Raw genomic sequence first — 24,663 nt, 5'->3', positions numbered from 1 at the left:
AATACCTGGACGCTAAAGTTAACTACGCTTTTTTCATTGAAATACAACCTTTCTTAAGCTCGTCTGTACATACAGCAGTTACCCAATAAACTACATCTGCTATGAAACAAAATGACAAGAAAGGGCCAGACTCAAAAAAAGTTAAGACCTCCAGTGTGACTAATAACGATCAAGGTTTGACGACCAATCAGGGACTACCTATCCAAGATGACTTCAATACACTGCGTGCTGGTAGTAGAGGACCAAGTCTGCTTGAAGATTTTCTATTTCGAGAAAAGATTTTTCATTTCGACCACGAACGTATTCCCGAGCGCGTTGTCCATGCAAGGGGAGCCGGAGCACACGGCGTTTTCAAACTTCATACACCTATTCCCGAATTTACACGGGCTGGATTTCTAACCGAACCAAACAAAGAAACTGAGGTATTTGTACGTTTTTCAACTGTGGTGGGATCCCGTGGATCTACAGATCTAGCGAGAGATGTCCGAGGTTTTGCGATCAAATTCTATACCGATGAAGGTATATTTGACCTGGTCGGCAATAACATGCCCGTGTTCTTTATACAAGATGCGATCAACTTTCCCGATCTGGTACATTCCCTAAAGCCGGAGCAGCGAAATGAGATCCCACAAGCCGCCTCTGCGCACAATACTTTTTGGGATTTCGCTTCACTAATGCCGGAGACCGCACACATGGTCATGTGGCTGATGTCCGATCGCGCCATTCCACGCAGTTACCGGATGATGCAGGGGTTTGGTGTAAACACCTTTAAGTTAATTAATAACGAGGGCAAGTCCGTCTTTGTTAAATTTCACTTCAGGCCACAGTTGGGGGTGCACTCGGTAGTATGGGATGAGGCACAAAAGATAAGTGGTAAAAACCCCGATTTTCACCGGGAAGATTTATGGGATGCTATAGAAGCAGGCAACTATCCCATCTGGGATTTTGGAGTTCAGATTATTACGGCAGAACAAGAAGCCGCATTTGAATTTGATATCTTGGATGCCACCAAGGTCATTCCCGAAGAAATGGTTCCTATCAGATACATAGCGACATTGGAATTGAACAAAAATCCGGATAATTTCTTTGCCGAGACCGAGCAAGTCGCTTTCCATCCGGGACACTTGGTGCCCGGAATAGATTTTTCGGACGATCCACTACTTCAGGGGCGTCTATTTTCCTATATAGATACACAGCTGAGCCGTTTGGGCTCGCCAAATTTTCACGAACTGCCGATCAATAGACCTAAAAAGACGATACACAATTTCCGACGTGACGGAATGATGCGGCATGAGTTGCCGCAAGAGGAGGCAAATTACAACCCACACTCTGTACCGGGAAGTGGCTGTCCTTATCTCTCTGCGATGATGCAGGGAGAACCGGCTTTCGAAAGCGATGCGGCTCCATCAACGGGTGAGAAAGTAAGACGACGAAGTGAAACCTTTGCCGATCACTTTACACAGGCACGTACGTTTTATCACAGTCAGACCGATATAGGCAAAAAACATATACAGGATGCTTTTAGTTTTGAACTGGGCAAAGTGACGAGAGAAGAAGTGCGTCAAAGATATATGGGGATTTTGGTCGTGATAGATTCCAACCTCGCACGGATAGTTGCCGATCGTTTAGGCGTGTTAGTACCTCAGGGCCTATCGGACGAAACCTTACAGACGGCGGCGCAGATTTTCGAGAATTATCCGGTGTTGCCTGATTATGACGCAGAGAACGTATATCCTTCGCTAAGTATTGAATACCACTGCGACTATGATTCAATAAAGACGCGCAAAGTGGCGGCCCTAGCCGAAGAAGGATTTGACTTTGAAGAATTTCAACAGGTGAAAATGAGAATGGAAAAGGAGGGAGCCGAGTTATTTCTAATCTCCAGCAAATTTGGAGAATTGCGGGGCGAAGACGGCCAAACGGCAAAGGTGGATTATACCTTCTTAACTATGGACTCGGTATTGTTTGATGCGTTATATGTCGTAGGAGGGAAGGAAAGTAGAGCCCGCCTGTATCTCAATATCACCGCGCAGGCCTATATAGATGATTCCTTTAAGCATAATAAAGCTATTGCTTTTGGACATCGAAGTACCGAAGAATACGATCCGATGTACATGACCTTGGCCGATGGAGATACAGCTGTAATTTTGTTAGAAGAAGAAAGCGACCTCGATACTTTTATACAGTCCGTAGCCATGCATCGCAATTGGAGCCGGGAGCTCCGCCAAGATCAAATGTTATAGGCCTACTCATTGAATAGGAAGACAGACGGTCAGTAGGATAGTTGGTTTATACCCAAGAGCACAATACATTCAAGTAAATTTTAAACTTAAAAAACAATAACTATGGAAAATGTAGAAAACAAAAACCTCAAAGAAGGGGAGATGACTAAGGAAATAGAGAATCAAACAGCCAAGATACCATCCAAGGTATACTTGTGTGCGGCTGTTACGGCGATGGCTGCTTCATTGGCACTTAAATGTATGGGCCAAAAACATACTTCCCTTTTTGTGGGCCAATGGGTGGCTCCATTTTTACTATTTGGGATTTACAACAAGATCGTAAAAACCCAAGGACACGATTAGTTAATTTCATGCTATCGCCTACCTAACCACAGGCTGGGTAGGCGATAGTATAATTATTCTTAAAAATAAAAAGTTAGTAAACGTTTTTAGAGCACAACTGTTATAATGATAACAACAATTAAAATTTACATTAATAAAGGAGAAACATTATGAGCGAATTAACTTGGAAAGGACGTTGGAACGAACTCAAAGGAAAAGTAAAACAAAAGTATGCGGATCTGACCGATGATGATCTATTGTATGCTGAAGGTAAGGAAGATGAACTGTTGGGACGACTGCAGAAAAAAACAGGTAAGACCAAGGATGAGGTAGAAAGCTGGTTGAATGATTTGTAATGGCTCTTGTAATTGATTAGATTGAAAAGTGGTGTTTCTTTAGAAACACCACTTTTCATAAAAAAGAGTATTTCGTTGATCCAGATGGTTAATTAAATGTGTAAAGATTATTTTCCAAGGATAAAAATATGGGTACCCAATTCAAGAAAGTGACTCATGGGCTTTTAAACGAACTAAAGCAGCAAGGCTATAATGCTTTGATATCTAATAATGAGCTTTCGGATCCGCAGATCTACTGGTATCCCGAAGAGGTCGATAATGTACATCAATATATCATTGAATTAATAAATAGAGGCTATCGTGCCCCCTTAAACCAACCTATGATAATGTGGATCCAGGATGCTATAGAGAACCTTAGTGAATATGAACTATCGGGTATCGTATTTATAACAGAATAACCGGTAAAATTATGAAAAAGATCATTCCCCCTATGTTTCACGCGTGTATCGATTATTCAGTGGTTCTAATTCTTTTTGCCGGTCCATCCATATTTATAAGTAGTGCAGGAGTTACCGCCAAGTGTGTTAGTTTATTGGTGGGTATACTAATGGCTTTGGTCAATGTTTTTACCTTGTATGAAGGTGGCATTATCCGGTTAGTAAGTATGAAACTACATTTATTAATAGATAAAGTTGTGGGTGTTTTCTTAATAATTGCACCATGGCTTTTCGGTTTTAATACACAGACGTTTCTGTTCCATGTTATTACAGGAGCGATACTGCTTAGCGTAGCGGTCTGCACTGTCGGCGATATACCTTCCGAATTTTCGCCCAATTAGCTTTAGCAGCTAGACACTACATTCCAATTATTTACCGTCCGTTATTTCTCTGTTCTTGGTATCAGAAATTCGAGTACATCTTCACGCGCCCCTATCGTCATAGGGCCTTTTAGAGGCAGCACCAGTTCATCATCCACATGCATATAGGCCCCGTCGTAGTCGATATTTAGGCTCTTCGTTTTAAATGTTTTGAACTGGAAGTTAGCGGTTTTGCCTTTCGTAAGTTTCTTGATATAAGCTGCAAAATCTTCGCGTTGGTCTTCTTCTACAAGAACCACGTCCAATAAGCCGTCATTGAGAACAGCATCCGGTGCGAGGATGAGATTTGGACCGATAGAGGGGATGTTCATTATTTCAAGCAGAATACATCTTCCTTCGTAGGTATCGGTATCTGTTTTTAACCAATAGTTTTCAGCAGGACAGTTTAAGATGAGCGTATGTAATGTTTCAAATGCCAGATTCAATTCCTCCTTAGCCTTCTCGGTATCACTATCCATTATATTATCCATCTGTTGGATCAGGTTGGGGAATAGACCAAAACCTGTCCCTTCAAGGAAAAAGTCGGTACCACCTGGGTTTTTCAGGATGCCTACGTCAAATTGTTGATGGATACATTTTTTCCATTTCTTAATATGACTTTTATACTTAACTGTGCTATCAATACCGAGTGCCAAAGCAAGATTGTTTGCCGTTCCCATGGGAAGTATGGCTAGGGGGATTTTCTTATCCAGCCAAGTTCTTTTTACGAGCTCTTTGGCTACTCGTCTTACCGTTCCATCACCACCAGCTACAATCGCGAAATCCGCACGATCCAATTGCTGGATCCAATTATCATCTTTTTTGACAGAAAAATATATACAGCCAAACCCTTCGTTTTCAATAGCCTGGACGAGATCTGATTTCAGATGCTCTTCGTCTCCCGCTCCGGGGTTATGCAATAAGATTGATTGCTCCATGTGATAAGGTTTTTTAATGAACGTTTGAGCCAACCATTTGTTCTATAGGATATAAAATATATATAGAAAAGGTTATGAGAATATTGATCACCAATGATGATGGTATATATAGTCCAGGGATTGCAGCCCTGGCAAGAGTAGCTAAGAAGTTTGGCGAGGTAAAGGTAGTGGCACCCGATATTGAACAGTCTTCCATGGGGCATGCTGTTACCCATTCCAGACCCTTAAGCTATAAGAAATCGCCCATAGAATTTAAAGATATAGAAGCGTACAGAGTAAATGGCACACCAGCCGATTGTGTAGCCATGGGCACGCATTTGTGGAGCGACGTAGATGTCGTGCTTTCCGGGATCAATATGGGGCCTAATCTGGGCAATTCAATGTGGCATTCCGGTACATTGGCTGCGGCCAAGCAAGCGGTTTTGTTCGGCATAAAAGGTATTGCGTTGAGCACACCCGTGGGTAATACGGAGCCCGACTTTGAGGGCTTAGCGTTCTACGTGGAGCAGACCCTTAAGTTGTTGCTGCCCCCGGTCGAACTGGCATTGTACAACGTCAATTTTCCACCTCACCCGACCGATATTGTATGGACGCGACAATCTGTTCGACTGTACGATGGAACTATTATACCAGGCACCGATCCCCTAGGGCGCAAACATTATTGGTTTACCGTGAAGCCCTTGGAGCCCGCAGATGAAGGTACCGACCGCTGGGCCGTCGAGAATAATCTCGTCTCTATTACGCCATTACGACTTGATTTGACAGATGAAACGACGTTGAAAGAAAAACTAGTCAATAGTTAATCCAAGCCCTGCCCAAAGGTCAATAGGTTATTGTCTGGGTCTAACAAGGAGAATTCCCATTGTCCCCACGGTTTCTGCAGCAATGGAGCATTCGGGTGAATCGCGATTTTATAGTCAAGCAAATTGTTGTACAGTGTATGTATGGCCGTAGTACGGATATACACCATGCCATAGTTATCCAGCGGATTAAGGTCTTTAAACTCAAAAAAGTGAATTTCTATATTATCTTTACCTATCATTAGATAATCACCGTAGTCAGCCAATTCCTCAAAGGCTAGACTATCGAGGTAATACCTTTTTGTCGTTTCCTTGTCCCGCATAGGTAGTTTTGGATGGATTGCACTTAACATATTCTACTTTATTTAAGTTCTTAAATTTTGTCTTTCTGTTCCAGCTTTTTGAGAATACGATAACAACATGCAACAGCGTGTTAACTATGGTGATTCTACGCCTAAAAAGCCCTCATTCAAATTTAATAAAAAGTAAACAAAGCCCACTAACTAAATGATTGCCTTGTTGATGGACTATGCGATCCCCAGATCTTTAATGAAGACTAACGCTAATGTGTATCTACATTCTATTGTTTAAAAAAAAAGTGAAAAATAAAAATCCAAGTAGGAGCGGACTTCGTATATGAGGAAGAAAGACATTTATAAACAATAAAAAAAAGAGTTATGAACAAGACAATCTCAAATGAAAGCCTGAAAGAGGAAATCATTCCTAGAACAGGTGAATCGCTTCAGCGAAGAAATTTTCTTAAGCTAGCGGGTGCAGGGGTAGCCGGTATGGCATTGATGGGTGTATATAGTTGCAAACGGGATAATGATACCCCAGATATGGGGGGAAATGGATATTACATGGGTAGTGGAGACATAGCTATACTCAATTATGCTTACGCCTTAGAGCAATTGGAGGCAGCCTTTTATATTGAAGTAGCGAACAAACCATATACTGGGATTTCGGATTGGGAGAAGACACTGTTTACGGATATTCGAAATCATGAAGTCGCTCATCGGGAGTTTTTCAAAGCAGCATTAGGTAAAGGAGCAATAGGAAATTTAGAGTTTAATTTTTCAGGAGTAAATTTTTCATCTAGAGATAGTGTATTGGCAACAGCCAAAGCATTTGAAGATTTAGGTGTTGCCGCTTACAATGGGGCAGGATGGCTCATTAAAAACGAAGCCTATTTAGTATTGGCGGGTAAGATCGTATCGGTAGAAGCAAGACACGCGGCATTGGTAAGGGATCTTATCGATAACGGTACGTTTGCAAACCAAGAAGTGGTCGATAGTAATGGACTGGATGTGGCAAAGAGCCCTACCGTGGTATTACAGGCAGCGACACCATTTATAAAAACCAAGATAGACGCAAAGGATCTTCCTACTTATTAGTCACATTTAAATTTAGTAATCATGAATTTGTTCGATATATTTGACCAAGTAACACAGGTTGACCCTGAGTTCAACGAACGTGTGAGCCCACGTAGAGCGGCTATTCGTAATATGATGTCCTTTGGTAAAAAGGTTGGTATTGCCGCAATGCCTTTTGTATTAAATGATTTATTCAAGCGAGCCTATGGGCAGACCCCAACGGATGTAAATGGCGTGCTAAATTATGCGCTAACCTTAGAATATCTAGAAGCCGAATATTACACATTAGGCGCTGCTGCATCCAATCTTGTCCCTACAGGCAAGCCTATGGGTGCGATCACAACCATCCGTGATCACGAAGTCGCCCATGTTAACTTTTTGAAGCAGGTTTTAGGGAGTAATGCCGTATCCAAACCAACTTTTGATTTTACAGCTGGGGGTACATTTGCTAATGTGTTTTCAAATTATGACACCTTTCTTGCCTTGGCACAAGCCTTTGAAGATACAGGCGTACGTGCTTACAAGGGACAGGCGGGTATATTAAAAGGCAACAAAGTGGTGCTTACAGCTGCGTTGCAGATTCATTCCGTTGAGGCCAGACATGCATCCCATATCCGACAGATGCGTCGAGCTAGAGGAGGTGCCGCATCTATGCAAAAACCATGGATCACCGGGGCAAATGACTCCGGAATAGGAGCTGTTGTGGATGCTGTGTATGCGGGTGAAGACAATAAGCTACAGGCAGGGGTCGATATCACGGGGTTAAACGGCGTTATGGGCAAGTTGTCGCTCGATGCGGCTACACAATCTTTTGACGAACCGTTGGCTGCGACAGCAGTATTGGATATCGCCAAGTTATTTATAAAAAGTTAGTCTAGTTATAGTTTTTTTATCTTTTAAAACCATCTCTATGAGATGGTTTTTTGTTATTACTAGATATTACCGATGACATACATTTCGGTCAATGTAGGTGTCGGATTACCACCTTCTTTTTCCAGTGTTATTGCAAAAGCCTGGGCTTTCTCGATATTGCGCATGCGTACCAGCGCTTCAGCATTTTGAATAGGTATCACTCCTGCATCCACAGGTACGCCATCCACTATGGCCCACAGTTGGTACTGTTTGCCCGTTGGAGCTTTCGGTAGGGATGCCGCCGACAGATATAGCGTAGATTCTTGACTATCCCATAGTACAAGCGCTTTTAGGGTGGGGCGAGATTCTACACCGTTTAAGGTAACAGTGTTCATCGTGGGACGATTTAACAAAGCCCATTGTTTTTCAGATTCAACAAACTTTTGTTCGGTCTGTTGTTGTAGGCTAGCCATCTCATCCAGTTTGGTGTCCATTTGACTAGTACGTTGATAGAAGTAGATATTACCCATGACACTAAGCGCTAATACAACAGAGGCCGCTACGAAATAGCTTTTAGGGAATGTACTTACTTGCTTTTCGGAGAGTACTGGTTCCACTGCAACAACATTCTGTCTATCAGCGGACCTGTCTACCCGAATCGTACTGTCTTCCGATTCCTGTATTTTATTCCATATAGATTGCTTTAAGTGGGGTTCAGGCTCTATTGCTTGTGTTGTCGCTAGGTCTTCTAATAGCACTTGAGCCTCTTGGATAGCATGCTCGACCTCAGGATGCTTTAGGCGTATGCATTCCAAGACACTTACTTCTTCTTCAGAAGCAAGACCCATCACATACGATTCAATGATCCCTGACGATATGTACTCTTTTATATCCACAATTACCTGTACTCTTTTAAAACAAACTTTAATTGCATTAATGCCGCTCTTACGCGAGTCTTCACCGTACCCAGAGGTATCTGAAGCTCTTCAGCTATCTCCTGTTGGGTATAACCCTCGTAATAGGCCATTTTAATCAGTATCCGCCAATCAGGTTTTAATTTATCAATCACCGAATTGATCCCAATATGGCCTAACTGCTCTTCCAAATCTGTCTCCGCAAAACTAAGTTTTTCTTCACTATTTACGATATCTTGGAGCGATTGGTTTTTTTGATCGTTGCGGATACGTTTAGATTTAATGTAGTCTATACCTGCATTGCGAGCTATATTCAACATCCAGGTATACAATCTTCCTTTTTCTCGGTCAAATTGGTAGCCGTGGGTCCATATCTTGACAAAGGTATCTTGTAGGACTTCGTCCGCATAATTCTTGTTGGTGACTACCCGTAACACGACACCATAGAGCGCTCCAGCATAATTGTCATAAAGATAATGAAATGCACGCTGATCCTTCTTTTTCAAAAGGTCAATCAGATCATCTTCAGACAAGTAATTTATTGGACTCAAGGTTTATTGTTTTAACAAAGCTAATAAAAAGAATTGGTAATAAGAGATATATTACTGGCGGGTATTAGATTTTTATAGTATATATTTGTACTTGTTTTTGTTGATTTAGTTTTTTTTTACACATGGAATATCTCTTATTTAGAGAGCAACAATTATCCTGCGATGTGGATACGGCTTGGGATTTTTTTTCCAATCCCCATAATTTAACAAATATTACTCCTGAGAACATACAATTTGAGGTATTGTCCAGAGACCTTCAAGAGACGATCTACGAAGGGATGCAGATTGATTATAGAGTTGTTCCGATATTCGGTGTGCCCATGCGCTGGAGAACGCTTATTAAAGATGTGGATACGAAAAAGAGTTTTGTAGATATTCAAGAAAGAGGGCCATATAAAAAATGGGAGCACACACATCAATTCATCCCGAATAGTGATGGTGTTCTTATCAAAGACAGTGTACGTTATATATTGCCTATGGGTATTTTAGGTAGGCTGGTGCATGCCTTATTTGTAAAAAGAAAGTTGAAAGAGATATTTGATTACCGATACCAGGTTTTAGAAGCAGTGTTCAATAGCCGACAATAAGTACACGTCGGAGCCAATACCTTTGAAAAAAAGACTCCAGTCGCGATGTCGATAACTTGATTCCGTCCAATTACGATTATTAGATTTAATTATCTATTTTAGTAAAGCAATAGCTTTACATTAACCTATGAATAATAAAACCGTAATGCTCTTTGATGATGATGCCCAAATTTTGGATGTATGTACCATGGTACTTGAGTTTTCTGGGTATGATGTTATTACTTCTGCTACGGTAGAAAATATTGTTGAACAAGTAATGGTGGTCAGACCGGATGTAATTCTGATGGACAATTGGATACCGGATATAGGAGGGGTACGCGCTACCCAACTCATAAAGCAGGATGAAAATATAAGACATATCCCCGTGATCTATATATCGGCAAATAGTGATGTTGAAGACTTGGCCCGAGAAGCAGGTGCTGACCTTTATCTGGCCAAGCCATTTGATTTAGAACAATTAGAAAGGGCGGTACAAGACTCTATTGGATAAAAAATGTTTGCATGGGTTTACTTTTTTTGTTCGAGGTCAAAATAGAATCTCGATCCATATCCTTCTTGGCTGTCGATATGAATGCTCGTACCGTGGCTTCGTAGTATTTCGGCAACCAGATAGAGTCCAATACCGAATCCCGATATTGTATGCGTACGAGGACTGTCGATTCGAGCGAATTTTTTGAATAATTTCCTTTGATCTTCAGGGCGTATGCCTATACCCTGATCGATGACCGATACCGTCACCGTGTTAGCATTTGGCTTGCATTCTATTCTTATATTCCCGCCGGCTGGAGAGTACTTGATGGCATTACTTAAGAGGTTGACAAATACTTGTTCTAACTTGTTGGGATCCGCCAATACCTTAATCCCGTCACCTCCATGTATGGTTATATCATGTTTACTCGTTACGAGTTTTGCATCTTCTACCGCCTCATACATCACTTTGCGCAGATCCAACTCTTCTTTACTAACATCAATCTTTCCGTCTTCGATCTTGGAGAGACTCAGATAGTCTTTTATCATTAAAATGATTTTCTTTGTCATCGCTTCGATCTTCAAGCCGATATTCCAAGCGTTCTTGTTTTCATCATTCTGAGCACCTTTTAGTAGGACCTGCGTGTACAGCAGGATAGAGGTAAGAGGCGTTTTGATCTCGTGGCTCACCATCGTTACGAAGTCATGTTTGCGCTTTTCTTCTTGTTTTTTTTCGGTGATATCGCGCGCAATTTTTGAGATACCGATAATGTTGCCATCCATGTCTTTTATCGGGGAGATGGTGAGCGACACATCTATCAATCGCCCGGATTTTGTCAAGCGTTTTGTTTCAAAGTATTCCATCCGTCCTCCGGCTCTCAACGTCGCCAGTATAGAAGCTTCCTCCTCCTTCTTATCATCAGGTACAATAGTGTATATAGAAGTACCTATCATCTCTTGCGCGCTAAAACCAAATATGCGTTCGGCAGCTTCGTTCCATGAGTTGATCGTCCCGTTGAGGGTTTTTCCGACGATTGCATCGTTGGAAGAGCGTATTATCGCAGCTAGGAGTTCGTCGTTTTCGTGTGCGGCTACCATCTCTGTTACGTCCAGAACCGTACCTACAACGCGCGGCAAACCTATTTCTGCAGGATGAATGCTACCTTGGACACGTACAATACGCGGAGAGCCATCTCGTTTATGGATATGCTGAGTAGAGTCGAAATGTCCTTCCTTACCATTCTCTGATAATTCTATGCTATTTTTTTTCAGCGAGTTATAGCCATTTGGAAAGAGTTGGTTTAGGAATGTCGTTTCATCTATTACGGTTTCCATTGCTAATCCCAGTATTTTACGGCCTTCCTCCGATAGATAAATATCATTGCTGTTTGCATCCCAATACCAAGTGCCCATTTTAGTAGCTTTAATGGCCAGTCTCATTTTGGTCTCATTTTCTTCCAGTTGTTGGAGGAGTCTGTTTCTGGATTGCTCTTCGTTGATGCTAGCAGTGATATCTCTTGTAAAACAGCAGGAATGCAAAAAGTGTCCATCCTTCCTGACTACATGGGTACTTATTAATACATGTTTTATCGAGCCATCTTTGCACTTGATATCTGCGGGATAGTCTTTGACAGTTTCGTTAGTCTTTAGGCAAATTAGGATATCCAGAATCTTATTCTTGTCGACATGATAGTCCAATATAGATGAACCGATATATTCTTCCTTATTATACCCCACTGTATCCAGCTCGGCCGCATTTGCCCATAGGATGATACCATTGTCATCTATCCAATGTATGGGGACCATTGCTTTTTCTAAGCAATCATCTAATTCAGCAACCTTTTCTTTTAATCGACTATTTTCGGAGCGGATTTGTTCTAGTTCGTTTTGTAGCGCACGTATATTTTTCATAGTATTAATAGGCATCTGCTAAGTTAGCACATGAATATAAGAAATATCATGCTCTATACCAACTCTGCAATGAAATTACTTTTCAGATTGAAGGATGCCTACCGTTTGTTTCAGGCGTAAAACTAGGATAGCTTACCGCTTAATCCTTGAAGTCGGATTATGTTGTGAATATCCAAAAGAGTCGTTTACTTAAAGAAAGCCGTCCCGAAATTAATTCGGGACATTAATATCTCCGTGCAGACCTTGATCATTTTTATTGCCGGTTATAGCGCTGTAAAATGTCAAGGCATAGGATAATAGCTTATGATATTTAGTATCCCAATAATGTGCTTTTTTGGGCTTTACACGTATCAATATAATGTTAGGATCCTCACGTCCTTTTTCAAACCAGCCTTCTACCATCTTATTCCAGTACTTATCAATTCTTTTTTCGTCTCGTACCAGATCTGCATCCCCCGCGACCGCAAGAAACTTAAAGTCTTTCGGTGACGAAAAGTACAGTTGTATGGCACTATCCGTTTTTATATTTTCACATTTGGTACTGGCGAGCGACGCTAGAAACCATATTGAGCCTTCCTCATCCACTTCCTGTACGCTCATGGGGGTAGAGTCGGATTGTTCTGATTTGACATTCGTACAAAAGAAGCAAAAGTCAATTTCTTCCGCTAGTTCTTTCAATTTTGATATCGCCTCTTTTCTGTTGTTAATATTTTCCTCGCTCATCGTATAATTGTTTTTGTTAAGAATAATAATCTTAGAAAAAAATTCTGGGAGTAAGCTCCCAGAATTGGTCTTATCTCTCGACAAGTAAACTGTTTATATGTTCAATGAACAAGGCAAATCAAAATTAGTTCATCACTATCTTTCTATTTCCGTTTCGGTATGTAATGGACATTGCCAACGACCATCGATACGCACCCAGGCCGATGTACATACACAATCTAATTTCATGGTTTGTCCCTTTGTCGTGTATTCCATCCTAATGTTGTACCCCAGTACGACGTAGTCCTCAGATACGATACTGACCTGCTCGTTGCTGATGTCAACAGCTTTGATTGTATCATTTTTACTTTGCTCAAACATCGTAGCAAATGTGTCTTCATCAATACTCCGCACACCTTTTTTTCCCGCGACAATGCAAGGAAAGAATGTTAGTTCCTTTACCGTTTCAAAGTCATGGTTTGCCATCGCATCCCAGTATTTCTTTTCCAAAATTATAATTTCGTTTCTCATAATCTTTTTGTTATAAATAACCATTGTCGTTATAAATAGTTTTTCAAAATTTTTATGTGTTCCAGCTGTTGGTTTGATTCGAAATGCCTGTAATTTTTTGATAATGTGTGTTTTCTGTGGGGATGCCGGACGTGGAATAAATATTTCCCAAATGGAGAAGGGCGGCATCGCCTTGCTAAGTATCGTCAGCAAGATTAGATCATTAAATGGCAATCGTCTTTTAAACCTTTTTGATTAGACAAAACTTACTGTCTCCTTGAGTGCTAGCACTCAAGGAGACAGTAAAATTTTATTTTATATTTTTTAAGGATATATGCTTTTCTAGCTTTACAGATTCCATTTTTGTGGAGTCATTCAATACATTCTTAAACCACTCTTCAGACTTTTCTGTTCCGGATTTTTGCATGAGCAATTTACCCAGTTCGATTACATCGTTGTTGGCCATCCGGACAGAACCATGCGACTCTGCATTACCCAAAGATTCGATATCCTTTGTGCCGTGAATAGTATATGGCATTTGATACACAATACGTGCACGGCCCATAGGATTGCCTTCCTCTCCAGGTTTTTTATAGTTTTCGGATTTTGCCCATTCGCTTTCTGGTGGAGTCCAGTCGGGGTTCCAGTCAATCTTATGAATCTGAAAATCACCCTCAGGAGTAGGATGCCCATCTTTTCCCACTGCTATAGGATATTTTTTAAGTGTATCGGTACCTTCTAGTACATAAAGTTGTCGTTGTGAAATACTAATAAGGACATGCGTGCTATCTTTCTCAGCTTGTTTTTCCTGTTTCGCCCCGTTTTTAGAGGGACTTTCCCCACATGAAGTACTAAACAAGACGGCCGTAATAATGGATAATTTGCTAATCGTTTTTATCATAGTACAAAATTGTTGGTTCCAATCATTGTTACAAAAAGCAAACCAAAATTGTATTACCAAATATTTAGAGCGCTAGCGTAAACCTCTTTCGCGGAAAGAGATTCTAAGTCCGACGTTTCAATTTCACGAAGAGTGCATACTCTTTATAGAATTATGAAAAATTTTCAACTTTATGACGTCATAGCCGTTGTATGTTAAAACCATTACGTAATTATAGATGATTGGATTTGTAAAATTGAGCATTCCCATTTTATACGAGCTTCGAGATTTAGGCTTCAATATCCTGCGGTCGGCGTCAGAAGTTGGACATCCCGATCCAAGTTGGGTACCAGACCGCGTAAATTTGGATATTTATATAGATCCTTACGATAGTAAAATATATCATAACAGGATGCCTTTGATAAAGAGACAAATATTATTTATAGATGATGCTATAACCAACAATAATTATGAGAATTTGAAAGGACATGTATTTTACATATACAAGGGTAATTAAGTACAAGTTGACCAACACAAACTTCTCTTTCTCCTGTCGGCATTCATCCACCCCAATTTCAAAACCTTTCTAGGGCACTTTTTCGCATAGATGATTGTCAGTTGCGCCATATAGTGGTTTCCGGCATAGCGGGTCAGGTTGTCGCGTATATCATGGATGTCGCTGAGCTGAGACCGGTTATCGATGCAACCCATACCGTAGAAATTACGTTTTACAATAAATACACAGCTTTTCTCGTTGCCGTCACGTCCCATTTTTACTTTCTTCATATTAATTAGTTACTTCAGGTTGTATATCTGCAAACCTTTTGCAGTTGTGGTTAATTAGGTGGTCTAAAAAAAAAGTGCTATTATTGACCCCGAAATTGAAAAGCTTGTGATAAACCAACTGTCCTCAAAAACCACTTCCAACCTCCTTTTACGTATAGCTCAAGGAGATGAGAAAGCATTTAATGTTTTTTTTGAGCAACATCATACTAGCGTATTTAATTTCTGCATCCCGATATTACAAGACAGAAAACTTTGTGAAGAGCTAGTGCAAGAGGTCATGCTCAAAATCTGGCAAATGGGAGAGGAGTTGTTGGATATCCAGAATATCGACGGTTACTTAAGAAGATTAGCGCGCAATAAGGCGATTGATTTTTTGCGCATGCAACAAAGCCGTAAGCGGGCAAACGATTTTTTCGTGGCTCAAGCGGAAATTAGTTCTAAAGAAACTGAAGAGCGTATTCTACTTAGAGAAGCACGTAAATTACTTGATCAGGCAATAGAAAATTTATCCAGCCAACAGCGAGAAGTTTACTGCTTATTTGAATCAGAAGGATTAAACAGTTACCAAATCAGCGAAAAGCTAAATATAAGCAGATCTACCGTTCAGACACACCTTAAAGTAGCGAAGAAAAATATTCGCGATTACCTTCGTCGGCATATCGATTTGGCTGTTATTCTAATTATTTTTAAACTTTTTTAAAAAAAAAGTATTTCGTCCCTACCCACCTGGGGAAAGCAAATACGTCATAGTAGAAATATGGACAAGTTTTGTTCTGATTGTACTCATTTGTTTTGCTGTCCGATATTTGTTAGCATGATAAATAGTAGCAAAATAGGGAGAAAAACTTTCGATAGATCATACAATAGTAAATGACAAGACAACGCGCATTATATTTATACAATAAACATAAGTCACAGACACTCTCAGAAGATGAACTATACGAGTGGTTAGAATTTGTATTTGACAAGGACGACCAATATCTACTTGAAGAAGTCTTCGATCAAGATTGGAATGCTGTAGTTGAACAAGATATGGAACGTATAGCCCTACATCGTATCAAATCCATGACAGAAGAAATACTAGTTATTCCCCAAAGAAAAACTAGGGTTGTAAAAAAGTTCCGGCCTTGGTTAGCAATTGCTGTAGCTGCTTCTATCATGCTATGCCTCAGCGCGTATTTGTATATCCAATATTATCGTATGGATATCAAACCTGGCGGCAACTATGCCCAACTGACATTACCTGGAGGAAAGAAAGTCGAACTTCGGTCGGATAAAAATGGTATAGAAATCAATGAGCAAGGGGTGACCTATATTGACGGGTCTATACTTGAAAAGGATCTGCAAAGTTCTCCTACTGCTATGCTGGTTTTGGAAACACCCCGCGGAGGGGAATATCGTGTCAAGTTGGGTGATGGGACTATGGTATTTTTAAATGCTGAAAGTAAATTAAGCTACCCAGCAAATTTTGAAGGAACAAATAAGCGTGAAGTCATGTTAGAAGGCGAAGGTTATTTTGACGTTCATCATGATGCCAATAAGCCATTTCTAATCAAAAGTGATCGACAAACCATCGAAGTCAAAGGAACCCAATTTGTAGTGAGCTCCTATAAGAACGAAGCGATAGTGAGAACCACGTTGATTTCTGGTTCAGTGGCTATACAATCTCCATATGGTAGCGCTTTATTAAAGCCCAGTCAACAATCTGTTTTACAAGATGGAAATCTAGCAATTAGGTCCGTTGATGTTTCAGAAGCCCTAGCCTGGACCAAAGGGGAGTTTGTATTCAACGAAGAGACGCTTGAAGATGTTATGCGCAAGATTTCCCGATGGTACAATGTGGATATCATCTTTCAAAATGATGAAATGAAATCGGAAGAATACGTTGGTGTCGTTTCAAGATTCGATGATATTGACAAAGTACTCAATAAGTTGGGACATATCGGTTCGGCACAGTTTACCCGTAAAGGAAGTAGAATAGTAATAACAAAAAAATAGAAAATATGAGAAATTAATACCTAAAGGGGAGGACAGGCCAAGGGAAAAAGGTAAGGATGTTGGACCACCCTTACCTATAGTCTGAAATCCATGAAAAGCGTAACTAATCAGAATCCTAACTAACTTAACCAAATTTAGAAATTTCAAACCATATAAAGCAGAAATTTCTCTACGAGGCAACAATTATTACATCAATGAAATGGATCTACTTTTTGTTGATCTGGGGACTGATGCACCGCAGTGCATCACTACTAGCGCAACAGATAACCTTAAAAAAACCACAAATCTCCCTTCTGGAGGCATTCAAAGAAATAAAAAAACAGACGGATTATAATTTCTTGTGGGCAGCACGTAATGTGCAAAACACCTTGAAAGTAACGGTCAATGTGCAGGCTCAATCTGTAGAACAAACCGTTGCCGAACTATTAAAGGGACTGCCTCTTCAATTCAAAATTGAAGATAATACCATTATGGTCTTTGAGAAGAAAGAACAAGATCCTGTAAAACAGACTAATAATGCTGTTAGAGGGGGAGGGAACCTGAAAGGTATAGTCAATTCCCAACCGATCTCCTTGCAAAAAAGTATCACTGGTCTGGTTACGCATTATGCTACTGGTGAGCCGCTAAAGGGGGTGACGGTATCCGCTAAGGGCAAAGGTATCCAAGTTAGTACTGGAGAAAATGGATTTTTTACCCTCCAAGATGTCCCATCTGCAGCTCCTATTACTTTGCAGTTTCGTTCGGTAGGCATGAAACCGCTAGAGCTTCTATTGGATAAAGAGAACATGGTGCGCGTGACAATGGAAGAAGAGGTCGAAACGATTAAGGAAGCGGTAGTCACAGGGATTTTTCAGCGGAAGAAAGAAAGTTTTACAGGGTCTTCCGCTACGTATACCTCCAAAGAACTGAAATTGATCGGCAATCAGAATGTGTTACAGAGCTTAAAGACACTAGATCCAGCGTTTCAGATTATAGATAACAACATTTTTGGTTCAGATCCTAATCGTCTACCTGATATTGAAATCAATGGAAAGAGTAGTGTTATCGGACTGAGCTCAGAGTATGGTGCCAATCCCAATCAGCCACTGTTTATTTTGGACGGATTTGAATCCACACTGTCGGTTATCAGTAACCTGAGCATGGAGCGCATTGAGACAATAACATTATTGAAAGATGCTGCTGCGGCAGCGATATACGGTTCTAAGGCAGCAAACGGTGTCGTCGTGGTCGAGACTAAACGGCCGATACCAGGAAAGTTGAAAATCGATTATACCTTTCGGGGGGCGGTCGCTTTTCCCGACTTGTCGGATTATAACCTCATGAATTCATCAGAGAAGCTAGAGTTTGAGCGTATGGCCGGGGTTTATGGTACTTTTGATCATACTTCTCAGGCGTCTGGGGGCAATTCCAATTTGGAATTATTATATTATAACAGACTACGAGGTATTGCTAGTGGAGTAGACACCTATTGGTTAGCTGAGCCACTTAGAGTCGGTTTTAATCAGCAACATGATATAACTGCTCAAGGTGGAGATGCGAATCTCCGTTATTTGATGAGTGTTTCCTACAATAACATTCAAGGGATTATGAAACGGTCCAATCGAAGAATTACAAATGGTGTAGCCAAACTGACTTATCGTAAAGGTAAGCTGGCTTTTTCAAATGCATTGAGTATAGATGTGGTACAAGCTGACCGCGAGCCAGTAGCCTTTTCTAAATTTGCTTTAGCAGCACCCTATCTACGGAAGCGGAATGCAGATGGCTCAATTAATAAACTTGTAAATGCAAATACAAATGGTATCGTTGGAGAGATATTCCTGCATTTTAATCCATTGTATGACTATGCGAATGCAAATTCCAATGTAGAAGGCAACAATGGTTTTACTAATAATTTTAATATTATTTATGATATGATGCCGGGTATGCAACTAACCTATAAATTGGGATTACGTAAAAATAATATCCATCAGGAAATATTTAGATCTCCATTTAATACGGAGTTTTATGATGCTACTGTAGAAAAGCAGGGCAAATATACGCAGCGTGACGGCAATACCTTCAATTATGATACTGATCTAATGCTTTCCTATGTAAAGCAGTTTAAGGAGACTAGTACCTGGAATATTATTGGTGGGGCACGTCTGGATCAGCAAAATACTTTTAATAGTGGGTATGATGTGTTTGGATTTATAGATGAAGAATACACAAATCCTGCTTTTGCCCTTGGTTTTGTGCCGGGTACTACTGCTACTTACCTGGATTCAAAACGTAGAGGTGCTAGTTTCTATGGGCAGACCAACTTTAACTTAGATAAAAGGTTCCTTTTTGATGCGTCTTTGCGCTGGGACGGGTCTTCAGTATATGGGTCAGCTAAAAAATTCACGACAATATGGTCAGCTGGTTTTGGATGGAACTTACAAAATGAACGTTATTTACCTTTTATGGAGATGGAATGGCTTGACCTTCTTAAGTTGCGTGCATCCATTGGTAACCCAGGTAACCAAAATTTCAACGACTACATCTCCATGCGGATGTATGGGTATAATATAACCGATCGAAATATCTTTGGTCCGGGTGTTATTGTCAATGGAGGCGGAAACCCCAATTTGCGCTGGCAGAAATCCCTAAACAGAAATGTAGGTGTAGAGATACTCGCTTTTAATAAGAGATTGCGTCTGGATGCTGATTATGTCAACAAACTGACCGATCCCCTACTAGTTTATATAGATATTCCAACCTCGACGGGAATTGGCCGTATGCCGCAGAATATGGGCAAACAAATAACTAAAGGCTTTACCTTATCGACAAATGTTGCGGCTATACAAAAACAAGATTTTCTGTGGCGTTTGAGTCTGACAGCTAGCCAACTGACTGCGGTTTATAGAGGTCTAGGTAATGCCTTGGAAAATATTAATACAGCAAACAAAACTCGTAATCTAGTTCGTTATTATGACAATGCCAGTCCCAATGATCTTTGGGCAGTACGGTCCTTAGGTATAGATCCAGCAACAGGGAGAGAAGTTTTTCTCAACAAAAACAATCAGCAGACTTTTGTGCATTCTTATGAGGATGAAGTTGTCGTCGGGAATACAGAGGCTAAAATTCAGGGCGTGATCGGCACCACCTTCATGTATAAAGGATTTTCTGCTTCTGCTAGCTTGCGCTACCGGTATGGGGGACAAGCATTTTTGCAAACCCTCTACGACAAAGTAGAAAATATAACTTTTTCAACCGTCAATTATAATCTGGATAGAAGGGCGTATTATGACCGTTGGAAGCAACCTGGGGATCAAGTACAATTTAAGGCCATTGGAATTGATGGAAACACGCCCATGTCTTCTCGTTTTGTGAAAAATGACAATCAACTCATTGGTGAATCTTTTAGCCTAGGATATGAAACCAGCAATAAAGCTTGGTTAGGAAGACTGGGGCTGGCCACTTTAAGTGCGCGCGCTTACATGAATAATATTTTTTATGCATCGTCTATATTGAATGAACGGGGTCTGGATTATCCATTTGAGCAATCTGTTTCCTTCTCGATCAATTTAGGATTTAAATAACAAAGGTAATTTATGAAAACTATAAAATTATATAGCCTATGTATGCTCCTGTCACTCCTCATGGGCTGTAATAAGTGGATTGACATACAACCTTCGGACCAATTGTCCGAAGCAAAATTATTTGAAAATAAGGAAGGCTATATGAAAGCGCTGAATGGTGTTTATGTAGAAATGGCAAATAACACACTCTATGGACAATTTTTGACTGCAGGGGCATTAGATGCCATGGGACAATATTATTTTGCCACAAATACATCCCATAATTACTTAGCGTATATGACTTTTGGCTATACGATGGCCATACCAAAAGCTGGCTTTGATGCCGTATGGTCAAGGGCCTATGCTGCGATTTATAACTTAAATGTATTAATTGAAAACTGTGGTAAATCTCCAAGTCCAAAACTCCCAAACAACTATTTTAATCTGATAAAAGGAGAAGCTTTGGCTTTAAGGGCTTTTTTGCATTTCGATATGCTGAGATTATTTGGCCCCGTTTACAATACTCAAAATAAAGATCAGGCAGCCATACCCTACTATACTAGTAGTAACCGTGAGGTTACACCTTTAAAGTCTTCGGAGGAGATCCTTGCCTTGATAGCTGAAGATTTAAAGCAAGCTAAAGTTCTATTGCAAGAGTCTGATCCGATATTAACGACTGGGCTTGGCAATACAAGCGTGACAAATGGCGATAACACTTTTGCTTTCAGACAGTATCGTTTGAATTATTACGCGATTCAAGCGCTGCAAGCACGTATCTATTTGTGGCGAGGAGACCGCCAAAATGCAGGCAAGACCGCCCGTGAAACGATTGCGGCAGTTCAACAGGTAGATAAGGAGTTGTTCCCTTTTGTAACGACCGCACAGGCGATGAATAGTAGTGCACCCGATCGAGTCTTTACCTCTGAAGTTTTATTCTCCATCTATAAACTGAACCGTAGTGATGTCTATGACAATTTATTTGCACCATCAGTTCATCAGTTTCAACGTTTGACAGTCAATGCTGGCAATGCCGATCTGACGCGCGTGAATGCTATATATGATGATAAGAATGATTATCGCTATAAGGTTTGGGAGACCATTCCTTATTTCGATAATACATTAGTAACAAACCAGAAATATAAAACTTATGAAAACGCAATAGGAAACTATATGTTACCCTTGATCAGAATAGGTGAGCTATACCTTATTGCAGCCGAATGTACGGAAGATCTGTCTGAAGCCAAGACATATCTTAATACATTACGGTTGAAAAGAAATGCAATCAACTTGAATCCCTCGGATACCAATGCACTTACGCAACTAATTGCAGCCGAGTATAGACGTGAACTATTGGGTGAAGGGCAAATGTTTTTCTTTTATAAAAGAAAGGCATATACAGAAATACCGAACAATGCTTCATTGACTGGCAATAAAGCCATGCTTATTCAAAATTATCAGGTGCCGCTACCCGACAGTGAAATATCGGTAAGAACAAATTAATTACGCTAAAAAATTGATCAAGATGAAAAAAACTAAAATATTTTCAATAGGCTATTTTTATCTGTCCATGGTATGGATATCCACCGTTTTGGTGTCCTGCGACAAAGACTTGACCCCATATCAAGGGAAGGAGGGAATATACTTTGCGGTGCAATATGGAGCTTGGAATAGAAATGAATCGGTATGGCCTTACTATAATTACAGCACTATACCTTTTTCAAAGGTTTCTGTTGCCGATACCACTATTTTATTAAAAGTGATGGTGACAGGAAAGTTGTATGATTTTGACCGGCCCTTTACAGTTGAAATTAATCCAGATTCTACAACAGCTATCTTAAATACGCATTTTAAACCATTGGCGACCACATTTAATATACCTGCCAATAGCAATTTTACCTATATTCCCATTACGCTACTACGCGCTGCGGACATAAAAACCGAAATGAAGCAAATTGGTCTGCGCCTGGTACCCAATGATAAATTGGCGTTATCTTTTCCTGAATGGGATGCTATACCGGGTTACGATAAAGGTTCAGATCCTATAGTGAATGAGTTTGATGCAAGTTTACATAGCATAAGAATTACAGATTGGATGGTGAAACCTGCAATATGGTCTGGCTCTGTAGGGGCAAACCACCTAGAGATAGGCAATTGGGGAGAGTTTTCCGAAGATAAAATGGAGCTGATCTGTCAGGTGATGAATCTAAACTACAGCCAATTTGAAAATACAGATACAATGCCCCTCGCGCTCATAATCTTAATAACACGTGAGATGTCGGCTTATCTGCAGCGGAAATACAATGAAGGTCAACCTATTTTAGAAAAGGATGGACGTCTTATGTTTATTAGCGGGGTGACTTGGACTTCTTACGTGGGGATTCCATGGAAAAAGTAAGGAACATTTTTTATAGAAAATTGCTAATACGAAAGCTGGATGTCAAGTGGAAAAAAATCAAGTACTTCGTCTTTAGCTAAAAATCAAATTAAATACATATGAAAAGATTTGGTATAGCCTTATGGCTTACTTTGGTTATGTCCCTCCATTCTTGTATGAAGGATTTAGGGAACTATAACTATACGAACATCAACACCTTCGCAATATCAGGATTAGCTGAAAATTACATTGTGAAAACAAATGTAGACACGCTAAGAGTCAATCCGAAATTAGATATGTCTATCCCGGATACAGACCCACAGCGCTATACCTACCGATGGATTATACGCTTAGAAAACGCTCTGGATGCGGTTTTTCAAGACACAATCGGTTACACGCCTCAATTAATTTATCCTGTAGAAATCCCTGAAAGAGATTATAAATTAGTATTTCAAATCAAGGATAAGAAAACTGATGTGGTTTGGGAAAAATCAAGTGTGGTACAAGTTAAGTCTGCTACTGCTAGAGGGATTATGTTGATTGGAGAAGATGAAAATCAACAAGCTGAAATAGACATGGTGTCTATGATTGCTGATACCACGATCGTCCGAAATTTATTATCCAGAAGTGGACTCCCCCCTTTACGAGAACCAATCGGGATCCAACATTCGGGAGGGGCTGTCCAACAAAAGTTGTGGGTTTTTACCGGAGAGGGTTCTTATTTTTTGAATAGATCTACATTTAAAGGGAATATAAACGATAATCTTGCTAAGATAACAATCAGTAACCTTTCTTTAACTCAGGAGGATCTCACGCCTATATTAATGGCACCACAATTAAATAATGCAAGTGGATCTTCCGCTAATTCAATAGGACGTGTGCTACTGACTAAGTCGGGACATATTTTTGGTGGTAATGTTTTTGAAATTGGGGGAGATTATTATCTCAATCCACTTAATAGAGAGTCGAACAATCCTCAAGTACTTCTACCGGCAGCGCCTTATTTATTTTATCCCTTAATCAGTATGAGTAATATGTTGTGGTATGATATGGTGAATAATCGCTTTATGAATATACCTTCCTTTTTTTCGGTTTCTTCCTCTACTGCGTTGACTGACAATCCTGGAGATATTTTTCCGTGGAATCAAGGTAACAATGGCCGTAAACTGATCTACGGGGAAAATACACAAAATAACGATGGCGGGGGGACTAACGGGAATTCATTTGCAATCATGAAGGATATCGAAGATAATTACTTTGTATATAAATTTTACGCGCAGGGCGCTAGACCTCTTAAATTGGGTTCATATGCTATTAAATCATCAATAGCTATAAATTTTGGGCGGGCAACACAATATGCTTTTGCTCGATATAGAACATTGCTGTTTTATGTGGCTGATAACAAGTTATATGCTTATGATTACAATCCTGGTAATGAGCGGCTTTATCAACTTAATGTGACGGGGAATGAGGAAATAACCATGATCAAAATGGATACGCAGATCAATCCAACTTCTAATTCTATGTACATAGCCACCTATAATTCGAGTACCAAAGGCACGCTACAACGCTTTACTTTAGGGACCAATCCAAACACGGTAGAATTGACGCCGGTTGCCAATGATAAATGGGACAATCTAGTAAAGATAAAAAATATGGCCTGGAGAGCCGTTAATTGATAAATCAGTATATATTTTCTTGTTATTAGGTAATTGAAAATATGCCTGTCTTGATTCAGCGAATCAAGACAGGTAGAATTCTTAT

25 protein-coding genes are annotated in these 24,663 nt (G+C 40.2%); 16 read left to right on the top strand and 9 right to left on the bottom strand.

Annotation, left to right across the window (positions count from 1 at the left end):
- The first annotated feature begins 101 nt into the window (after positions 1-101).
- The 5 genes from B5X76_RS01090 to B5X76_RS01070 all read left to right on the top strand — a co-directional run bounded on the left by B5X76_RS01090 (position 102) and on the right by B5X76_RS01070 (position 3,698).
- A complete protein-coding gene (locus B5X76_RS01090) occupies positions 102-2,243 on the top strand; it encodes a catalase (RefSeq protein WP_079640581.1) in 2,142 nt (713 codons plus the stop codon).
- A gap of 102 nt (positions 2,244-2,345) precedes the next feature.
- Positions 2,346-2,585: a hypothetical protein gene (locus B5X76_RS01085; protein ID WP_079640580.1), complete on the top strand. Its 240-nt coding sequence runs from the start codon at positions 2,346-2,348 to the stop codon at positions 2,583-2,585.
- A gap of 149 nt (positions 2,586-2,734) precedes the next feature.
- Entirely contained in the window at positions 2,735-2,920 is a 186-nt protein-coding gene (locus B5X76_RS01080) for a CsbD family protein (RefSeq protein WP_079640579.1), read from the top strand.
- Between the two features lie 128 nt (positions 2,921-3,048).
- The gene (locus B5X76_RS01075; protein ID WP_079640578.1) at positions 3,049-3,318 is read left to right on the top strand and encodes a hypothetical protein; all 270 of its coding nucleotides are present in this window, start codon (positions 3,049-3,051) and stop codon (positions 3,316-3,318) included.
- A gap of 11 nt (positions 3,319-3,329) precedes the next feature.
- Positions 3,330-3,698, top strand: a complete 369-nt coding sequence (locus B5X76_RS01070; RefSeq protein WP_079640577.1) for an SPW repeat protein — start codon at positions 3,330-3,332, stop codon at positions 3,696-3,698.
- Positions 3,699-3,739: 41 nt separating this feature from the next.
- Here the strand turns inward: B5X76_RS01070 and B5X76_RS01065 are convergent, their stop codons facing one another.
- Complete coding sequence (locus B5X76_RS01065) at positions 3,740-4,654, bottom strand: diacylglycerol/lipid kinase family protein (protein ID WP_079640576.1); 915 nt, start codon at positions 4,652-4,654, stop codon at positions 3,740-3,742.
- Positions 4,655-4,728: 74 nt separating this feature from the next.
- Between B5X76_RS01065 and surE the strand changes: the two genes are divergently transcribed.
- Positions 4,729-5,457 (top strand): 5'/3'-nucleotidase SurE, encoded by a 729-nt coding sequence (surE, locus tag B5X76_RS01060; RefSeq protein WP_079640575.1) that lies wholly within the window; start codon positions 4,729-4,731, stop codon positions 5,455-5,457.
- On the opposite strand, the gene B5X76_RS01055 is transcribed toward surE, so the two are convergent.
- Positions 5,454-5,807 carry a VOC family protein gene (locus tag B5X76_RS01055; protein WP_079640574.1) on the bottom strand — a complete coding sequence of 118 codons (354 nt, stop codon included), beginning with the start codon at positions 5,805-5,807 and terminating at the stop codon, positions 5,454-5,456. The genes surE and B5X76_RS01055 overlap by 4 nt on opposite strands.
- Before the next feature lie 324 nt (positions 5,808-6,131).
- Here B5X76_RS01055 and B5X76_RS01050 point away from each other — a divergent pair, with 324 nt between their 5' ends.
- Positions 6,132-6,848: a ferritin-like domain-containing protein gene (locus tag B5X76_RS01050; RefSeq protein ID WP_079640573.1), complete on the top strand. Its 717-nt coding sequence runs from the start codon at positions 6,132-6,134 to the stop codon at positions 6,846-6,848.
- 21 nt (positions 6,849-6,869) lie between these two features.
- Positions 6,870-7,700, top strand: a complete 831-nt coding sequence (locus B5X76_RS01045; RefSeq protein ID WP_079640572.1) for a ferritin-like domain-containing protein — start codon at positions 6,870-6,872, stop codon at positions 7,698-7,700.
- Between the two features lie 59 nt (positions 7,701-7,759).
- Here the strand turns inward: B5X76_RS01045 and B5X76_RS01040 are convergent, their stop codons facing one another.
- Entirely contained in the window at positions 7,760-8,575 is an 816-nt protein-coding gene (locus B5X76_RS01040) for an anti-sigma factor (RefSeq protein WP_079640571.1), read from the bottom strand.
- Between the two features lie 2 nt (positions 8,576-8,577).
- Positions 8,578-9,144, bottom strand: coding sequence for an RNA polymerase sigma factor (locus B5X76_RS01035; RefSeq protein ID WP_079640570.1), 567 nt, complete (start codon positions 9,142-9,144; stop codon positions 8,578-8,580).
- 122 nt (positions 9,145-9,266) lie between these two features.
- Here B5X76_RS01035 and B5X76_RS01030 point away from each other — a divergent pair, with 122 nt between their 5' ends.
- Together B5X76_RS01030 and B5X76_RS01025 are read left to right on the top strand one after the other, a co-directional pair.
- A complete protein-coding gene (locus B5X76_RS01030) occupies positions 9,267-9,731 on the top strand; it encodes an SRPBCC family protein (RefSeq protein WP_079640569.1) in 465 nt (154 codons plus the stop codon).
- Positions 9,732-9,858: 127 nt separating this feature from the next.
- Complete coding sequence (locus B5X76_RS01025; RefSeq protein WP_079640568.1) at positions 9,859-10,221, top strand: response regulator; 363 nt, start codon at positions 9,859-9,861, stop codon at positions 10,219-10,221.
- 17 nt (positions 10,222-10,238) lie between these two features.
- Here the strand turns inward: B5X76_RS01025 and B5X76_RS01020 are convergent, their stop codons facing one another.
- The 5 genes from B5X76_RS01020 to B5X76_RS00995 all read right to left on the bottom strand — a co-directional run bounded on the left by B5X76_RS01020 (position 10,239) and on the right by B5X76_RS00995 (position 14,988).
- Positions 10,239-12,110, bottom strand: coding sequence for a PAS domain-containing sensor histidine kinase (locus B5X76_RS01020; RefSeq protein WP_176140957.1), 1,872 nt, complete (start codon positions 12,108-12,110; stop codon positions 10,239-10,241).
- A gap of 210 nt (positions 12,111-12,320) precedes the next feature.
- Positions 12,321-12,833, bottom strand: coding sequence for a pyridoxamine 5'-phosphate oxidase family protein (locus tag B5X76_RS01015; protein ID WP_139375162.1), 513 nt, complete (start codon positions 12,831-12,833; stop codon positions 12,321-12,323).
- A 135-nt stretch (positions 12,834-12,968) separates the two neighbouring features.
- Entirely contained in the window at positions 12,969-13,343 is a 375-nt protein-coding gene (locus tag B5X76_RS01010) for a nuclear transport factor 2 family protein (RefSeq protein ID WP_176140956.1), read from the bottom strand.
- 289 nt (positions 13,344-13,632) lie between these two features.
- On the bottom strand, positions 13,633-14,223 hold the full coding sequence (locus B5X76_RS01005; RefSeq protein WP_079640564.1) for a L,D-transpeptidase: 591 nt from the start codon (positions 14,221-14,223) through the stop codon (positions 13,633-13,635).
- A gap of 492 nt (positions 14,224-14,715) precedes the next feature.
- Positions 14,716-14,988, bottom strand: coding sequence for a hypothetical protein (locus tag B5X76_RS00995; protein ID WP_079640562.1), 273 nt, complete (start codon positions 14,986-14,988; stop codon positions 14,716-14,718).
- A gap of 106 nt (positions 14,989-15,094) precedes the next feature.
- On the opposite strand from B5X76_RS00995, the gene B5X76_RS00990 reads away from it, so the two are divergent.
- From B5X76_RS00990 to B5X76_RS00965, 6 genes are all read left to right on the top strand, one after another.
- Complete coding sequence (locus B5X76_RS00990) at positions 15,095-15,688, top strand: RNA polymerase sigma factor (protein WP_176140955.1); 594 nt, start codon at positions 15,095-15,097, stop codon at positions 15,686-15,688.
- A gap of 170 nt (positions 15,689-15,858) precedes the next feature.
- Positions 15,859-16,986, top strand: a complete 1,128-nt coding sequence (locus B5X76_RS00985) for a FecR family protein (protein ID WP_079640560.1) — start codon at positions 15,859-15,861, stop codon at positions 16,984-16,986.
- 194 nt (positions 16,987-17,180) lie between these two features.
- Positions 17,181-20,546: a SusC/RagA family TonB-linked outer membrane protein gene (locus tag B5X76_RS00980; protein WP_079640559.1), complete on the top strand. Its 3,366-nt coding sequence runs from the start codon at positions 17,181-17,183 to the stop codon at positions 20,544-20,546.
- 12 nt (positions 20,547-20,558) lie between these two features.
- Complete coding sequence (locus B5X76_RS00975; RefSeq protein ID WP_079640558.1) at positions 20,559-22,025, top strand: RagB/SusD family nutrient uptake outer membrane protein; 1,467 nt, start codon at positions 20,559-20,561, stop codon at positions 22,023-22,025.
- A gap of 22 nt (positions 22,026-22,047) precedes the next feature.
- The gene (locus B5X76_RS00970; RefSeq protein ID WP_079640557.1) at positions 22,048-22,920 is read left to right on the top strand and encodes a DUF4843 domain-containing protein; all 873 of its coding nucleotides are present in this window, start codon (positions 22,048-22,050) and stop codon (positions 22,918-22,920) included.
- 98 nt (positions 22,921-23,018) lie between these two features.
- Positions 23,019-24,578 (top strand): PKD-like family lipoprotein, encoded by a 1,560-nt coding sequence (locus B5X76_RS00965; RefSeq protein ID WP_079640556.1) that lies wholly within the window; start codon positions 23,019-23,021, stop codon positions 24,576-24,578.
- Positions 24,579-24,663 lie beyond the last annotated feature (85 nt).

The organism is Sphingobacterium nematocida (genome assembly GCF_900168125.1).
Taxonomy (GTDB): Bacteria; Bacteroidota; Bacteroidia; order Sphingobacteriales; family Sphingobacteriaceae; genus Sphingobacterium; species Sphingobacterium nematocida.
Note: the sequence above shows the minus strand (reverse complement) of the source record. Positions and strands in the feature narration are given on the sequence as shown.

Excerpts from the sequence above, each read along its gene's own strand:
- B5X76_RS01090 (WP_079640581.1), top strand. The coding sequence starts at position 102 with ATGAAACAAAATGACAAGAAAGGGCCAGACTCAAAAAAAGTTAAGACC.
- B5X76_RS01085 (WP_079640580.1), top strand. The coding sequence starts at position 2,346 with ATGGAAAATGTAGAAAACAAAAACCTCAAAGAAGGGGAGATGACTAAG.
- B5X76_RS01080 (WP_079640579.1), top strand. The coding sequence starts at position 2,735 with ATGAGCGAATTAACTTGGAAAGGACGTTGGAACGAACTCAAAGGAAAA.
- B5X76_RS01075 (WP_079640578.1), top strand. The coding sequence starts at position 3,049 with ATGGGTACCCAATTCAAGAAAGTGACTCATGGGCTTTTAAACGAACTA.
- B5X76_RS01070 (WP_079640577.1), top strand. The coding sequence starts at position 3,330 with ATGAAAAAGATCATTCCCCCTATGTTTCACGCGTGTATCGATTATTCA.
- B5X76_RS01065 (WP_079640576.1), bottom strand. The coding sequence starts at position 4,654 with ATGGAGCAATCAATCTTATTGCATAACCCCGGAGCGGGAGACGAAGAG.
- surE (WP_079640575.1), top strand. The coding sequence starts at position 4,729 with ATGAGAATATTGATCACCAATGATGATGGTATATATAGTCCAGGGATT.
- B5X76_RS01055 (WP_079640574.1), bottom strand. The coding sequence starts at position 5,807 with ATGTTAAGTGCAATCCATCCAAAACTACCTATGCGGGACAAGGAAACG.
- B5X76_RS01050 (WP_079640573.1), top strand. The coding sequence starts at position 6,132 with ATGAACAAGACAATCTCAAATGAAAGCCTGAAAGAGGAAATCATTCCT.
- B5X76_RS01045 (WP_079640572.1), top strand. The coding sequence starts at position 6,870 with ATGAATTTGTTCGATATATTTGACCAAGTAACACAGGTTGACCCTGAG.
- B5X76_RS01030 (WP_079640569.1), top strand. The coding sequence starts at position 9,267 with ATGGAATATCTCTTATTTAGAGAGCAACAATTATCCTGCGATGTGGAT.
- B5X76_RS01025 (WP_079640568.1), top strand. The coding sequence starts at position 9,859 with ATGAATAATAAAACCGTAATGCTCTTTGATGATGATGCCCAAATTTTG.
- B5X76_RS01020 (WP_176140957.1), bottom strand. The coding sequence starts at position 12,110 with ATGAAAAATATACGTGCGCTACAAAACGAACTAGAACAAATCCGCTCC.
- B5X76_RS01015 (WP_139375162.1), bottom strand. The coding sequence starts at position 12,833 with ATGAGCGAGGAAAATATTAACAACAGAAAAGAGGCGATATCAAAATTG.
- B5X76_RS01010 (WP_176140956.1), bottom strand. The coding sequence starts at position 13,343 with ATGAGAAACGAAATTATAATTTTGGAAAAGAAATACTGGGATGCGATG.
- B5X76_RS01005 (WP_079640564.1), bottom strand. The coding sequence starts at position 14,223 with ATGATAAAAACGATTAGCAAATTATCCATTATTACGGCCGTCTTGTTT.
- B5X76_RS00995 (WP_079640562.1), bottom strand. The coding sequence starts at position 14,988 with ATGAAGAAAGTAAAAATGGGACGTGACGGCAACGAGAAAAGCTGTGTA.
- B5X76_RS00985 (WP_079640560.1), top strand. The coding sequence starts at position 15,859 with ATGACAAGACAACGCGCATTATATTTATACAATAAACATAAGTCACAG.
- B5X76_RS00980 (WP_079640559.1), top strand. The coding sequence starts at position 17,181 with ATGAAATGGATCTACTTTTTGTTGATCTGGGGACTGATGCACCGCAGT.
- B5X76_RS00975 (WP_079640558.1), top strand. The coding sequence starts at position 20,559 with ATGAAAACTATAAAATTATATAGCCTATGTATGCTCCTGTCACTCCTC.
- B5X76_RS00970 (WP_079640557.1), top strand. The coding sequence starts at position 22,048 with ATGAAAAAAACTAAAATATTTTCAATAGGCTATTTTTATCTGTCCATG.
- B5X76_RS00965 (WP_079640556.1), top strand. The coding sequence starts at position 23,019 with ATGAAAAGATTTGGTATAGCCTTATGGCTTACTTTGGTTATGTCCCTC.